At 60.3% G+C, this 14348-nt stretch carries 11 protein-coding genes; 9 read left to right on the forward strand and 2 right to left on the reverse strand.

Annotation, left to right across the window (positions count from 1 at the left end; translation table 11 throughout):
* Window positions 1-226 precede the first annotated feature (226 nt).
* The 3 genes from murQ (at window position 227) to D8B20_RS01610 (ending at window position 4368) form a co-directional block, all read left to right on the forward strand.
* Window positions 227-1138: an N-acetylmuramic acid 6-phosphate etherase gene (gene murQ / locus D8B20_RS01600; RefSeq protein ID WP_145886513.1), complete on the forward strand. Its 912-nt coding sequence runs from the start codon at window positions 227-229 to the stop codon at window positions 1136-1138.
* The gene (murP, locus tag D8B20_RS01605; protein WP_145886515.1) at window positions 1138-2577 is read left to right on the forward strand and encodes a PTS N-acetylmuramic acid transporter subunit IIBC; all 1440 of its coding nucleotides are present in this window, start codon (window positions 1138-1140) and stop codon (window positions 2575-2577) included. Before murQ ends, murP begins: the two co-directional genes overlap by 1 nt.
* A 246-nt stretch (window positions 2578-2823) precedes the next feature.
* On the forward strand, window positions 2824-4368 hold the full coding sequence (locus tag D8B20_RS01610) for a methyl-accepting chemotaxis protein (protein WP_145886517.1): 1545 nt from the start codon (window positions 2824-2826) through the stop codon (window positions 4366-4368).
* Here D8B20_RS01610 and D8B20_RS01615 read toward each other — a convergent pair.
* A complete protein-coding gene (locus D8B20_RS01615; protein WP_145886519.1) occupies window positions 4365-5330 on the reverse strand; it encodes an AraC family transcriptional regulator in 966 nt (321 codons plus the stop codon). The genes D8B20_RS01610 and D8B20_RS01615 overlap by 4 nt on opposite strands.
* Window positions 5331-5433: 103 nt before the next feature.
* Between D8B20_RS01615 and D8B20_RS01620 the strand changes: the two genes are divergently transcribed.
* The 3 genes from D8B20_RS01620 (at window position 5434) to D8B20_RS01630 (ending at window position 8909) form a co-directional block, all read left to right on the forward strand.
* A complete protein-coding gene (locus D8B20_RS01620) occupies window positions 5434-6621 on the forward strand; it encodes an MFS transporter (protein ID WP_145886521.1) in 1188 nt (395 codons plus the stop codon).
* A gap of 212 nt (window positions 6622-6833) precedes the next feature.
* Window positions 6834-7043, forward strand: a complete 210-nt coding sequence (locus D8B20_RS01625; RefSeq protein ID WP_145886522.1) for a YdgH/BhsA/McbA family protein — start codon at window positions 6834-6836, stop codon at window positions 7041-7043.
* 225 nt (window positions 7044-7268) lie between these two features.
* Entirely contained in the window at window positions 7269-8909 is a 1641-nt protein-coding gene (locus D8B20_RS01630; RefSeq protein WP_145886524.1) for a dihydroxyacetone kinase subunit DhaK, read from the forward strand.
* A 55-nt stretch (window positions 8910-8964) separates the two neighbouring features.
* Here the strand turns inward: D8B20_RS01630 and sbmA are convergent, their stop codons facing one another.
* The gene (gene sbmA, locus D8B20_RS01635) at window positions 8965-10200 is read right to left on the reverse strand and encodes a peptide antibiotic transporter SbmA (RefSeq protein WP_145886526.1); all 1236 of its coding nucleotides are present in this window, start codon (window positions 10198-10200) and stop codon (window positions 8965-8967) included.
* A gap of 295 nt (window positions 10201-10495) precedes the next feature.
* Here sbmA and D8B20_RS01640 point away from each other — a divergent pair, with 295 nt between their 5' ends.
* From D8B20_RS01640 to D8B20_RS01650, 3 genes are read left to right on the forward strand one after another with little or no spacing between them, the layout of a single operon-like run.
* The gene (locus D8B20_RS01640) at window positions 10496-11230 is read left to right on the forward strand and encodes a gluconate 2-dehydrogenase subunit 3 family protein (protein ID WP_145886528.1); all 735 of its coding nucleotides are present in this window, start codon (window positions 10496-10498) and stop codon (window positions 11228-11230) included.
* A 2-nt stretch (window positions 11231-11232) separates the two neighbouring features.
* The gene (locus D8B20_RS01645; RefSeq protein WP_145886530.1) at window positions 11233-13017 is read left to right on the forward strand and encodes a GMC family oxidoreductase; all 1785 of its coding nucleotides are present in this window, start codon (window positions 11233-11235) and stop codon (window positions 13015-13017) included.
* Between the two features lie 11 nt (window positions 13018-13028).
* The gene (locus tag D8B20_RS01650) at window positions 13029-14348 is read left to right on the forward strand and encodes a c-type cytochrome (protein ID WP_145886532.1); all 1320 of its coding nucleotides are present in this window, start codon (window positions 13029-13031) and stop codon (window positions 14346-14348) included.

Here is a 14348-nt window from a genome sequence, read left to right on the forward strand (position 1 = left end):
TGACCGGCCTGCGATCATGCCTCTGTGCTCCGGGTATTTTCCGCACACTGTGCATAAATGCTCAGGGACAACTCCCCGATGCCAGCTTAAATTTCCTCCATTAACCGAACGGCCGTTTCCTGTCCTTTACCGCAAAACACAAAAAATCCTGCCGCTGCCCGACGAATTAACAATTCTTTGTGATATATATTTTCCAGAATAAATTATTCGTTTTGTCGGAGTGAAAATGAAAATTGATCTGAGCCAGATGATCACCGAAGGCCGCAATCCGGCCAGCCAGAACATTGACGAGCTGTCCACAGAGGCGATGCTGCGCGTCATCAATGAGGAAGATAAAAAAGTGGCACTGGCGGTAGAAGCCATCGTGCCGCAGATAGCGCAGGTGGTGGATGCCATCACCCGTGCCTTCCGTCGCGGCGGACGGCTAATCTACTGCGGGGCCGGCACCTCGGGCCGTCTGGGGATCCTTGATGCCAGCGAGTGTCCGCCCACGTTTGGTACGCCGCGCAGTCAGGTGGTGGGACTGATTGCTGGCGGTCACACGGCCATCCTGCAGGCGGTTGAAAATGCCGAGGATAACCGTGAGCAGGGCGCGCAGGATGTCAAAGCCATCGGCTTATCCGCTGACGATGTGCTGGTCGGCATCGCGGCCAGCGGTCGCACCCCTTATGTACTGGGCGCGCTGGCCTATGCAAAACAGCAGGGCGCCTTTACCGCTGCGCTGAGCTGTAACCCGGACAGTCCGATGTCACAGGCGGCCGACATTGCGCTGACGCCGGTGGTAGGGCCGGAAGTGGTCACCGGCTCCTCGCGGATGAAAGCCGGCACGGCACAGAAGCTGGTGCTGAATATGCTGACCACCGGCGCGATGATCCGCAGCGGTAAGGTGTATGGCAATCTGATGGTGGACGTGGAAGCCACTAACCAGAAACTGGTTCAGCGGCAAATCAATATCGTCCGGCAGGCGACCGACTGCGATGAGGAGAGGGCGCAGCAGGCGCTGGCAGCGTGCGGCGGCCACTGCAAAACCGCCATTGTGATGGTGCTGGCAAATCTGGATGCAGAACAGGCCAGCGCGCTGCTCAGCCACAGCCAGGGCTTTATCCGGCAGGCGCTGCAGGCAGCAGGAGCACACTAATGGCTGACCTCACCGAAAGCGACGTGCAGGCGATCCTGCAGGCGGTGGGCGGCGCGGCTAACGTGCAGCACTGTGGCCACTGCATGACGCGGCTGCGTCTGACGCTGGCCGATGCGGGGCGGGTTGATCAGGCGCGCCTGAAAACGCTGCCGGGCGTGCTGGGCGTCATCAATCACGACGAACAGCTGCAGATTGTGCTGGGTCCTGGCAAAGCACAGACCGCCGCAGTACAGCTGCAGGCGCAGCTGTCGCAGGCAGAGGCACCGCCCGCGCAGGATCTGCAGCACATCGCCCGCGCGCAGAAACAGCAGCTGAAAGCCAGACAGACCAGCGCGCTGCATCGCTTTCTGGCCTGCTTTGCCACGATCTTTACCCCGCTGATTCCCGGCTTCATTGGTGCGGGCCTGCTGCTGGGGTTCGCCACGCTGCTGGAGCAGGTTTTCCACCTGACGCAACCTGGCAACCACCCGCACTGGCTGCAGGACGCCGTGGCCTATATGAAAGTCTTCGGCAAAGGGCTCTTTACCTTTCTGAGTATCCTGATTGGCTACAATGCGCAAAAGGCGTTTGGCGGCACGGGGGTGAATGGTGCCATCATCGCCTCGCTGTTTATTCTGGGTTATACGCCGCATGCCACCGTGGGGTATTACAGCGGAATGAGCGATTTTTTCGGACTGACGATTGACCCGCGCGGCAATATTATCGGCGTGCTGCTGGCCGCGCTGTTCGGCGCCTGGCTGGAGAAACAGCTGCGTAAAATCATTCCTGATAATCTGGATATGATTCTCACCTCGCTGCTGACGCTGATGATTACCGGAGCGGTGACCTTTCTCGTCATCATGCCGCTGGGTGGTGAACTGTTCAAAGCCATGTCGTGGCTGTTCATTCATCTGAACAATAATCCGTTTGGCTGCGCCCTGCTGGCCGGGCTGTTTTTAATTGCGGTGATGCTGGGTATCCATCAGGGCTTTATTCCGGTCTATTTCGCGCTGATGGAAACGCAGGGCTTTAACTCCCTGTTCCCGATTCTGGCCATGGCCGGTGCGGGACAGGTCGGGGCAGCGCTGGCGCTGTGGTGCAAAGCGGATAAGCATTCGCTGCTGCGCACGCAGATCAAAGGGGCTATTGTGCCGGGCCTGCTGGGCGTGGGCGAACCGCTGATTTATGGCGTGACGCTGCCGCGTCTCAAACCGTTCATTACTGCCTGCCTGGGCGGCGCGCTGGGAGGGTTCTTCATCGGTCTGGTGGCGTGGCTGGGTCTGCCGGTCGGCATGAATACCGTCTTTGGCCCATCCGGGCTGGTCACGCTACCGCTGATGACCTCATCACAGGGTATTTTTGCCGGCATGGCGGTGTATCTGGCCGGGCTGATCGTGGCGTGGAGCGGCGGCTTTATCTTCACCTGGTGGGGCGGCACCCGAAACGTGGATCTAAGCTGATTTCCCGACTTATCTGCCCCTCTCACATCAGGCCGCCGTCAGGCGGCCTGCGCACATTGCTGCCAGCCATACTGCACAATTGATAATCAATTGCCACTGGCGGCAAACCTCGCCGTGATGGCCGCATCCGGCTTTATTCAGATCGAAAATTAAATGCCCGTACTAAAGTCAGGGCATTAGCCTGCCGAAAAGATAAAAAACCATTACTGATTTTACTCTCAGCCTGCGTTTTGCAAGGACTCACACATGCGTAACAACCAGCCCATCACCCAGCGCGAATTTGATTTCGACGATCGCGCAACGCTGATGTCCACCACCGATCTCAACAGCCATATCACCTATGCTAACGACGCCTTTATCCAGGTCAGCGGGTTCAGTCCCGACGAGGTAAACGGGCAGCCGCACAATATGGTGCGCCATCCGGATATGCCCGCGGAAGCCTTCGCCGATATGTGGCACACCCTGAAGCAGGGCGAACCCTGGACCGCGCTGGTAAAAAACCGCCGCAAGAATGGCGATCACTACTGGGTGCGCGCCAATGCCATTCCGGTGGTACGTGAGGGCAGCGTGCAGGGGTACATGTCGGTGCGCACCAAACCTTCCGCTGAGGAGGTCCGTCAGGCAGAAGCGCTCTACCGCGATTTCCGCGAAGGGCGCGCGCGCGGACGTCGTTTTCACAAAGGACTGATTGTCGGTACCGGCTGGCGGCGTGCAACGTCCCTGCTGAAAACGCTGCCGCTGCGCTGGCGCATTCGTTCCACGCTGTTTGCGCTGCTGCCGCTTTCGCTGCTCAGCGTCTGGCTGCTGGGTATGGCCCCGATGGCGCTGGGCGGTTTCGCCGGCGGTATGGCACTGCTGCTGCTGCTGGCCACGCTGTGGCTGGAGCAGCAAATTTCGCGGCCCGTGGAGCGCATGTGCCGTCAGGCGCTGAGCGTGGCGAGCGGTGCCAGCCATAAAGTGGATCAGATTGATCGCGTCGATGAGATTGGCGTCACGCTGCGCGCTATCGGCCAGCTGGGGCTGATGTTCCGCTGGCTGGTGGATGATGTCAGCGGCCAGGCCATCAACGTGCTGAGCGCCAGCGACGCCATCAAACGCAGCAATGACGAACTGAGCCGCCGCACTGAACAGGCGGCGGCAAACGTGCAGCAAACCGCAGCGACCATGAACGAAATGACCGCCACGGTGAAGAGCAACACCGAGACCGCCGGCGAGGTAAACAGCCTCTCTTCCGGCACCAGCAGCGCCGCCATTAAAGGCGGAGAAGTGATGCAGGAGATGGTTGGCATGATGGCCGAAATTGCCGAAAGTTCCCGGCGTATCGCCAGCATTACCAGCGTGATTGATGGCATTGCTTTCCAGACCAATATCCTGGCGCTGAATGCGGCAGTGGAGGCGGCACGCGCTGGCGAACAGGGCAAAGGGTTTGCGGTGGTGGCCGGCGAGGTGCGTAATCTGGCCCAGCGCAGCGCCAAAGCCGCCAGTGAGATCAAAATGCTGGTGGAAACCAGCGCCAGCCGCGTGCAGTCAGGCAGCGATCACGCCGATGCGGCCGGACGCACCATGCAGGGTATTGTCAGTCAGGTGCAGAACGTCAGCGATCTGATCGCGCAAATCAGCGCGGCCACCGCGGAACAATCCATTGCGCTGAGTGAAATCAGCACCGCCGTGGAAGATCTGGATGACATTACGCATCAGAACGCCGCACGCGTGGCCGAAGGTGCCGAAGCCGCCGGCCGCATGACGCATCAGGCGAATCGCCTGGTCGAGGCGATCAGCGTATTCCGTTAAGGGGTGGCAGCGGCTTCCCGTCCGGCGCGCAGCGCGCCGGGTGGGGTGCCTACAATCCGCTTGAAGGCGCGACTGAAGGCCGCCAGCGAGCCGTAACCGAGATGAAAAGCCACGCTCTCTACCGCTTCCCCATGATGCACAATGCGCTCTACCGCCAGCCGCATGCGCAGCTCTGTCAGGTAACGCAGCGGCGTCATGCCGGTGGCGCTCTGAAAGCGTGCGGCAAACACCGAGCGTGAGCTGCCGGATTCACGCGCCAGGCGCGCGACCGTCCAGTTTTCCCCCGGCGCGCGGTGCATTGCCGCCATCGCCTGACTGAGGCGCGGATCGCGCAGCGCCTGCACCAGCCCGCTGCCCTGGCCGCAGCCGTTTTCCACCCAGCCGCGCACAATCTGTGCCGCCACCACGTCCGCCAGCCGCGACAGAATGCCAGCAAAGCCGGCCTTACGCTGGCGGGTTTCGCGCTCCATGGCATCCAGGATCGGCTGAATTTCCGGATACTGCGCCAGCAGCGTGCTGACCAGCATGACATCCGGCATGGTGTGCACCAGCGGCTGCATGCCGCCCAGCTCAAACGCCATGCAGGCGCTGAACAGGATCACATCGCTGTCATCCGGGCAGACACTGCCATCCGGCGCATCATTAATGGCGCAGACGCCGTCGCAGATAGGTTTGCTGGTGAAGGTCGAGAGGGGCTCACAGGTGACCTCTTCCGACGAGATCAGCGCGTGCGCTTTGCCGTGCGGAATCAGCAGCGCATCGCCCGCCTGCAGCGGATAAAGCACCCCGGATGCGGAGCGGATCAGCAGCGATCCGCGGCCAACAAAGTGCAGCTGCGCTCTGCCGGGCGCGTCGTCGTAGCGCAGACCAAAGGGCGCATGCAAGGCAATACGCTGATACTTCACGCCATACAGGCGCATGCCCATCAGCAGTTCGCTGGTGAGATCGTCATAGCGGCTCATGGTATTCCGGACGAATTATCAAAAAACAAAGTTTCTGTATCATAGATCGTCTTGCGTACAGGCTCTATGCTGACAGCCTGATATTTTGTGATGGGGATCGCAAATGAGCGTGGAAACTGAATTAACACAAACCCGTATTACGGTGGATAAACCCGCGTGGAGCGCGGTGTTTGCCATGGCCTTCGGCGTGTTTGGCCTGATTACCGCTGAGTTTCTGCCGGTCAGTTTACTGACGCCGGTTGCGGCTTCGCTGCATGTCAGCGAAGGGCAGGCAGGCCAGACGGTGACGGTCACGGCGCTGGTAGCGCTGCTGACCAGTCTGGTGATCGGAAACGTAACCCGCCGCCTCGATCGGCGCGTGGTGATGCTGGCCTTTACCCTGCTGCTGATTGCCTCGGCGCTGCTGGTGGCCTTCGCCGAAAACCTGCCGATGATTCTGCTGGCGCGCGTGCTGCTGGGCATGGCTATCGGCGGCTTCTGGACGCTCTCCACGGCGATCACCATGCGGCTGGTGCCGGCCGATCAGGTGCCGCGTGCGCTGTCGATTGTGTTCAGCGGCATTTCGCTGGCGACCATCATTGCGGCTCCGCTGGGCAGCTACCTCGGCGGCCTGATTGGCTGGCGCAACATTTTTCTGCTCACCGGTGTGCTGGGCGGGCTGGCGCTGTTCTGGCAGTTCTTTACCCTGCCGGCGATGCCGCCAGAGAACCACGCGCGCAGCGGCGGCGTGCTGGACCTGCTGCGCCAGCGCGTCATGCGCTGGGGAATGCTGGCGGTTATCCTGATGTTTACCGGCCACTTCGCTTTCTTTACCTATCTGCGGCCGTTTCTTGAGACCCGCGCGCAGCTGGATGTGAATCAGCTGTCGCTGGTGCTGCTGGCGTTTGGCGTGGCGAACTTTTTTGGCACCTCGCTGGCGGCCTGGCTGGTCACGCGCAGCGTCTCGCTGACGCTCACCGGCATGGCGCTGCTGATGAGCGTCACGGCCCTGTTGCTGGTGAGCTTTGGCCATGTGCCGTGGCTGGTCGCGACCGGCGTGGCGCTCTGGGGGCTGGCGTTTGGCTCTATGCCTACCGGCTGGTCAACCTGGCTGTCGCGCGCCGTGCCGGATGACGCTGAAGCCGGGGGCGGTTTACTGGTGGCGACCATTCAGCTGGCGATCACGGCGGGCGCAGCGGCGGGCGGCTGGGTGTTTGATCTGCACGGCGCGGGTGGCGTATTCCTCGCCAGCAGTGGGCTGATGCTGCTGGCAGCCATAACGATTTTTTCCCGCGTGCGTCAGCACGGTTAAGTCGCGGTCCGTGGCCGGTCGCGCTGTACTGACCTGCCACGGGTCGGTTTAACCCTTTGCTCAAACGCTAATCCTGCTGTGCGATTTTTATTCAAAAATACTGATAGAGAAGGGCAAATCTCTCCGCTGTTAACCGATCCATCCCGGGCGTAATATGCCGTTCATCGAGGCGAATCAGCCTTCCTTAAGCATAATACACGAGAGAAACCACCATGAAATCTATCAAAACTTTTGCAGCTGTTATTGCCCTGTCCGTGCTGCCGCTGACCAGCTTTGCCCAGAGCATCAGCGCCACAGGCCCGACGCTGGATGAGGCTGAAGCGCAAATCGCCGCCAAAGCGCAAGCGCTGGACGCGTCCTACACCATCACCGAAGCCAACTTCAACAATGGCGTACACATGACCGCGCAGCTGACGCAGTAAACCGGCTATTATGCTGACAGGGTGCCCGCGGGCGCCCTGGCGGCGTTCTGCCCGCCCATGCCCTGCCGCGGCGTGACAGGCTGCCAGTTTTTCACGCTTCGCCTCTGCCACAGACGGATTTGGCTGAATTGCCATGCCGGACCCTGCATTTCCTGCCTTTACCGCCTCTCTTCTCGCTGCACTTACGCTACCTTTAGGACGACAACACCCATGGGAGAAAAGGCAATGAGCCAGTTTTTTATGCATGAAAAGAACAATCTGGTGAACGAAGCAATTGAAGGCATTTTACTCAGTACCCCGTGGCACAACCTGCGTCGTCTCGATCTCGGTGACGAAATCCGCGTGGTGGTGCGCTCAGACTGGGATAAAAGCAAAGTGGCGCTGATTTCGGGCGGCGGATCGGGGCACGAACCGGCGCATGCCGGATTTGTGGGCAAAGGGATGCTGACGGCGGCCGTCTGCGGCGATATCTTCGCTTCACCGAGTGTGGATGCGGTGCTGAACGCCATCGTTAACGTCACCGGCGAAGCAGGATGCCTGCTGATCGTGAAGAATTACACCGGCGATCGTCTCAACTTTGGCCTGGCGGCAGAGAAAGCGAAAAACCTTGGCTATAAGGTTGAGCTGGTGATGGTGCAGGATGACATTGCGCTGCCGGAAAACCCTCAGCCGCGCGGCATTGCCGGCACGGCGCTGATACATAAAATTGCGGGTTTTGCCGCCGAGCAGGGGCAGCCGCTGGATGCGGTAAAAGCGCTGGCGCAGCGTGCGATTGACGCCACCTTCTCCATCGGCCTGGCGTTTGCCACCTGCCATACCCCGGGCGAACAGCGTGACGAGCGCGTGGCCGCCGGCCACAGTGAACTGGGAATGGGGATTCACGGCGAACCGGGAGTGGTGACGCTGGATACCCAGGATAGCCGCCAGATCAGCAGCATCATGACCGATAAGCTGGCGCAGGTGCTGCCAGAGGGCAGGCAGGCGCTGCTGCTGATCAACAATCTGGGCGGTTTTTCGCAGCTGGAGCTGGCGCTGCTAACGCGTGAAGTGCTGCAGTCGCCGCTGGCGGCGCGCATCACGCATCTGATGGGCCCGGCAACGCTGGTGAGCGCGCTGGATATGAAAGGTTTTTCGCTGACGCTGCTGGCGCTGGAGGCGCCGTTCCTGGAGGCGCTGAACGCCCCGGTGCAGGTGCTGGGCTGGGTGCCGGTGTATGATTTTGCCCCAATCAATCTGCAAAGCGCAGAGCGGGTGGCCAGCGCGCTGGACTTCGATCCCTCTGACAACGCAGCGGTCGCGGAGATTGTGGAACGCGTCACGCAGACGCTGATTGACCTGGAAAGCGAGCTGAACGCGCTGGATGCGAAAGTCGGCGACGGCGATACCGGCTCCACCTTTGCCGCCGGCGCACGAAAAATTCAGCGCGGTTTACAGGAGAAACAGCTGCCGCTGAATGAGCTGCCGACGCTGCTGGCGCTGACCGGTGAGCAACTGGCGTCGGTGATGGGCGGTTCCGGCGGCGTGCTGATGTCCATTCTGTTTACTTCAGCAGGGCAGAAGCTGGAAGAGGGCAGCGCGCTGCCGCAGGCGCTGATGCACGGACTGGCGCGCCTGAAGCATTACGGCGGTGCCGAGCCTGGCCACCGTACGCTGGTGGACGCGCTGCAGCCCGCGCTGGAAGCGCTGGTGGCCGGAGAATCGCTGGCCGTCGCTGCGGAAGCCGCCCGGCAGGGCGCGGAAGCCACGGCCCTGATGCCGAGCGCCAAAGCAGGCCGTTCCGCTTACCTTAACCAGCAGAGTCTGGACGGGGTAAAAGATCCAGGGGCGTATGCGGTTGAGAAAGTGCTGGCGGCACTGGTGAAATAAGCGCCGGCAGGCGGCCCTCTCCTGATGGCGGGAGAGGGCCAGCGCGGGCGTTCGCTTACTCTGCCGCTTCGCGCAGCATCTCGGTATGCGGGATATCCTGCAAAATTTGCTCAAAGCTGCGCAGACGTTTGTAGATCGACATCAGCGTAATCAGCGTGGACCACGACGTAATCAGATACTGGAACGAAGAGCGGACCTGATCGAACACGTTGGTGATCTGGTTCAGTAACCCCAGCGTAATCGCGCCGGCCACAATCGACGGAAACAGCACAAACAGCCCGAACACGTTATCCACCTGCAGATACAGGATGCGGGTAATGTTGAAGTAGAGATAGTGAAAATAGAGGCGGAAGTAGTTGTGCCGCACGCGACTGAACAACTGCTGCACGGTCGGCGGCGTGGCGCGTTCCGGATCGTCTTCGCCATACACCAGCTCTTTACGGTAGGCCGCCTCCACCCGCTGATTGCGGAACTCCAGCCCTGGCAGTTTGATCCCCACCAGCGCCAGCAGTGCTGTGCCGAACAGCGACCACAGCAACGCGGCGATCACCAGCGCATACGGAATGTTGCCCAGCACCGGCACGGATTTAACATGGTGCGACAGCGCCACCAGCACCGGCAGAAACGCCACCAGCGTCATGATCGCCTGAATAAAGCTGATGCCCCAGTCCTGCAGGGTGCTGGCGAAGCGCATGGTGTCTTCCTGCACACGCTGCGCCGCCCCTTCTACCAGGCGCAGACGCTGCCAGTTATGCATGTAGTAATTGTTCATCGCAGTACGCCAGCGAAACACCCAATGGCTGACAAAGAACGAGTTCATCACGCCAATCACCACGGCAATCAGGGCGATACCGAGGAAAGCCAGCAGCTGTACATAAAACTGGTGAATCGCCACCGAACCCGCTTTGGTCAGCGCCTGCTGGATCATATCGTAAAACGGTCCATACCAGGCGTTGACGCCTACGCCAACCTGCACACCAAACCAGGTGACAAAGATGATCAGCATCGAGCCCCAGACTGACCAGCGCTGCCACGGATGGTTATCAATGATGCGCCAGGCGAGGCCAAAAATGCCGGCCGCCAGCCAGTAATAGGCGTAAAACCAGAGCTGGCTGGCGTGAATAAAGCGGCTGGCGTTGGTGGGCAGCGGCTGCTGCATCGCCGCCTGCAGACCGGGCCAGCGCGCCGGGAAGTCATTGAAGAAGCCGAACCAGGCAAAAATGACAAGCAAACTCCAAATCGCCGCCGAGCTGAAAAACAGCGCTGGCCGCGGAAAAAAGGACTTAAACATAGGCTCTCCGCTGTTGTGTGTAGGTTTTATACCGCTTCCGGCATTTCTCTGTCTGTTCCGTGTTGTTTCTGACGATGTCAGTGTTATCGCTTTGATGTAAAGCGGCTGCGTAAGTTGTTAAGTATTTTGTGCGCATTTGTTTCAGAAAACTAAATTATCGTCACGCAGGGTGTTACAATGCGCCCGCTGTTACCGGTAACAGTCCAGCTGTAACCCTAAAACCAAAAACAAAAACCATTACAACGCAACCACTTAACCTTCCATACCGCATTATATGCGGTACTGAGGCAATGTCATGTCAGAACAAAAAAAGGGTCATTCACGCCGGGATTTCCTGCTAAGAACCATCACGCTGGCACCGGCCATGGCGGTCGGCAGCACGGCGATGGGCGCACTGGTCACGCCAGTGGCGGCCCGCGCAGACGGGCAACCCGCCGCGCCGCAGCAGGCACGCGGCTATCAGCCCGCCTGGTTCACCGCGGAAGAGTTCGCGTTTATCACCGCCGCCGTGGCGCGCCTGATTCCCAGTGATGAGCGCGGCCCAGGGGCGCTGGAAGCGGGTGTACCGGAGTTTATCGATCGCCAGATGAACACGCCGTATGCCAGCGGCAGCAACTGGTATATGCAGGGGCCATTTAACCCGGATCTGCCAAAAGAGCTGGGCTATCAGCTGCCGCTGGTGCCGCAGCAGATCTATCGCCTCGGCCTCGCCGACGCCGACGCCTGGTGCCAGAAACAGTATGGTCATGCCTTCGCTGCGCTGAGCGGTGAACAGCAGGATGCGGCGCTGACCGCGTTTGAAAACGGCAGCGCTGTGTTCGCCCAGCTGCCGACCAAAACTTTCTTCTCTTTCCTGCTGCAAAACACCCGTGAAGGGTTCTTCAGCGATCCGATCCACGGTGGCAATCAGGGTATGGTGGGCTGGAAGCTGATCGGCTTCCCGGGCGCCCGCGCTGATTTCATGGATTGGGTAGAGCGCGGTGAACGGTATCCGTTCCCGTCGGTGGATATTCGCGGAGAGAGAGCATAACCGTGGCAAATGAACTGAAAAAAACCGATGCGGTGATCGTGGGCTTCGGCTGGGCTGGCGCGATCATGGCGAAAGAGCTGACCGAAGCCGGTCTGAATGTGGTGGCGCTGGAGCGCGGCCCACACCGTGATACCTATCCGGATGGGGCCTATCCGCAGTCCATTGACGAGCTGACCTACAACGTACGTAAAAAACTGTTCCAGGATCTGTCAAAAAGCACCGTCACCATCCGGCATGATGCGTCGCAAACGGCGGTGCCATACCGTCAGCTGGCGGCGTTCCTGCCGGGCACCGGCACCGGCGGCGCGGGCCTGCACTGGTCAGGCGTCCATTTTCGCGTGGATCCGGTCGAGCTGAAGCTGCGCAGCCACTATGAGCAGCGTTACGGCAAAAACTTTATTCCGGAAGGCATGACGATTCAGGATTTCGGCGTCAGCTATGAAGAGCTGGAGCCGTTCTTTGACCAGGCGGAAAAAGTGTTTGGCACCTCCGGCAGCGCCTGGTCTGTGCGCGGCAAAGTGGTGGGCAAAGAGAAAGGCGGCAACCCGTTTGCGCCCGACCGCTCCAGCGATTTCCCGCTCCCGGCACAGAAGCGGACCTATTCCGCACAGCTGTTTGCTCAGGCGGCAGAATCAGTGGGCTATCATCCGTATGACATGCCGTCAGCCAACACCTCCGGCCCTTATACCAATACCTATGGCGCGCAGATGGGGCCGTGTAACTTCTGCGGCTTCTGCAGCGGCTACGCCTGCTACATGTATTCCAAGGCTTCTCCCAACGTCAACATCCTGCCGGCGCTGCGTCAGGAGCCGAAGTTTGAGCTGCGCAACAATGCGCACGTGCTGCGCGTTAACCTGACGGATGATAAGAAGCGCGCCACCGGCGTGACATATCTGGACGGGCAGGGACGTGAAGTGGTGCAACCGGCGGATCTGGTGATCCTTTCGGCGTTCCAGTTCCATAACGTTCACCTGATGCTGCTCTCCGGCATTGGTAAACCGTATAACCCGATCACCAACGAAGGGGTGGTCGGGCGTAACTTTGCCTATCAGAACATCTCCACGCTGAAAGCGCTGTTTGATAAAAACACCACCACCAATCCGTTTATCGGTGCCGGCGGTGCGGGCGTGGCAGTGGATGATTTCAACGCGGATAACTTTGACCACGGCCCGCACGGCTTTGTGGGCGGCTCGCCGTTCTGGGTCAACCAGGCCGGCACCAAACCCATCTCCGGCCTGCCAACACCAGCAGGTACGCCTGGCTGGGGCAGCCAGTGGAAAGCGGCCGTGGCAGATACCTATAACCACCACGTGTCGATGGATGCACACGGTGCGCACCAGTCCTATCGCGCCAACTATCTCGATCTCGATCCGAACTACAAAGATGCGTATGGCCAGCCGCTGCTGCGCATGACCTTTGACTGGCAGGAAAACGACATCAAAATGGCGCAGTTTATGATTGGCAAAATGCGCAACATTACCGAAGCGATGAATCCGAAGATGATCATCGGCGGAGCCAAAGGGCCGGGAACGCACTTCGATACCACGGTGTATCAGACCACGCACATGAGCGGCGGCGCGATCATGGGAGAAGATCCGCGTACCAGCGCGGTGAACCGCTATCTGCAGAGCTGGGATGTACCGAACGTCTTTGTGCCGGGGGCGTCTGCCTTCCCGCAGGGGCTGGGCTACAACCCCACCGGTATGGTGGCGGCGCTGAGCTACTGGTCAGCGAAAGCGATCCGTGAACAGTATCTGAAAAACCCCGGTCCGCTGGTGCAGGCATAAGGAACATGGCAATGATCAAAAGCTTAGCAGCCCTGGTTCTGGGCACGATGGCCTTCGCCGCGCTGGCGGACGACACGGCATCTGATGCGCTGGTCAGGCGCGGTGAGTATCTGGCGCGCGCCGGCGACTGCGTGGCCTGCCACAGCAGCGCGGGCGGGAAACCCTTTGCCGGTGGCCTGGCGATGGCCACGCCGATCGGTACAATTTACTCCACCAACATCACGCCGGATAAAGCCACCGGTATTGGTGACTACAGCTACGACGACTTCCAGAAAGCGGTGCGTCACGGCGTCGCGAAGAATGGCGATACGCTCTATCCGGCCATGCCTTATCCCTCTTATGCCGTGGTCAGCGATGAGGATATGAAAGCGCTGTACGCCTACTTTATGCATGGCGTTCAGCCGGTCTCGCAGGCGAACAAAGAGAGCGACATTCCATGGCCGCTGTCCATGCGCTGGCCGCTGGCGATCTGGCGCGGCCTGTTTGCACCGGACGTGAAAGCCTTCCAGCCTGGCGCGCAGGAAGATGCGCAGCTGGCGCGCGGGCGTTATCTGGTAGAGGGGCTGGGTCACTGCGGTGCCTGCCACACGCCGCGCAGTTTCACCATGCAGGAAAAAGCGCTGAATAACGGCGAAGGCAGTGACTATCTTTCCGGCAGTAATGCGCCGGTTGATGGCTGGACCGCCAGCAACCTGCGCGGGGACAACCGCGACGGCCTGGGGCGCTGGAGTGAAACCGATCTGCAGCAGTTCCTGCGCTATGGCCGTAACGATCACACCGCGGCGTTCGGCGGCATGACGGATGTGGTGGAGCACAGCCTGCAGTATCTCAGCGACGAAGACATCAGCGCGATCGCGAAGTACCTGAAATCACTGGGTGCCCGCGATGCCAGTCAGGCGGTGTTTACGCCAGATGACGCAGTAGCGAAAGCGCTGTGGCAGGGAGATGACCACCAGCCCGGCGCCTCGGTTTATGTCGATAGCTGTGCGGCGTGCCATAAAACGGACGGCAGCGGCTATCAGCGCTTCTACCCGGCACTGCGCGGTAATCCGGTGGTGATGGCAGACGATCCGACCTCGCTGATTCATATCGTGCTGGTGGGCGGAACACTGCCCGGCGTGCAGGGCGCTCCGACGGCGATCACCATGCCGGCGTTTGGCTGGCGTCTGAACGACAGCCAGGTGGCGGATGTGGTCAATTTCATTCGCGGCAGTTGGGGCAACGGCGTGAAAACCCGGGTCACTGCGCAGGATGTGGCGAAGCTGCGTCAGGATGAAAGCGTGCAGCCGCACCAGGGCAGCGCTGACATCAGGGTGCTGGAAGGGCAGTAA

The sequence above is a fragment of the Candidatus Pantoea soli genome (assembly GCF_007833795.1).
In the GTDB taxonomy this organism is placed as follows: Bacteria; Pseudomonadota; Gammaproteobacteria; order Enterobacterales; family Enterobacteriaceae; genus Pantoea; species Pantoea soli.

Coding starts and splice junctions, on each gene's coding strand:
- murQ (WP_145886513.1), top strand. CDS start 227: ATGAAAATTGATCTGAGCCAGATGATCACCGAAGGCCGCAATCCGGCC.
- murP (WP_145886515.1), top strand. CDS start 1,138: ATGGCTGACCTCACCGAAAGCGACGTGCAGGCGATCCTGCAGGCGGTG.
- D8B20_RS01610 (WP_145886517.1), top strand. CDS start 2,824: ATGCGTAACAACCAGCCCATCACCCAGCGCGAATTTGATTTCGACGAT.
- D8B20_RS01615 (WP_145886519.1), bottom strand. CDS start 5,330: ATGAGCCGCTATGACGATCTCACCAGCGAACTGCTGATGGGCATGCGC.
- D8B20_RS01620 (WP_145886521.1), top strand. CDS start 5,434: ATGAGCGTGGAAACTGAATTAACACAAACCCGTATTACGGTGGATAAA.
- D8B20_RS01625 (WP_145886522.1), top strand. CDS start 6,834: ATGAAATCTATCAAAACTTTTGCAGCTGTTATTGCCCTGTCCGTGCTG.
- D8B20_RS01630 (WP_145886524.1), top strand. CDS start 7,269: ATGAGCCAGTTTTTTATGCATGAAAAGAACAATCTGGTGAACGAAGCA.
- sbmA (WP_145886526.1), bottom strand. CDS start 10,200: ATGTTTAAGTCCTTTTTTCCGCGGCCAGCGCTGTTTTTCAGCTCGGCG.
- D8B20_RS01640 (WP_145886528.1), top strand. CDS start 10,496: ATGTCAGAACAAAAAAAGGGTCATTCACGCCGGGATTTCCTGCTAAGA.
- D8B20_RS01650 (WP_145886532.1), top strand. CDS start 13,029: ATGATCAAAAGCTTAGCAGCCCTGGTTCTGGGCACGATGGCCTTCGCC.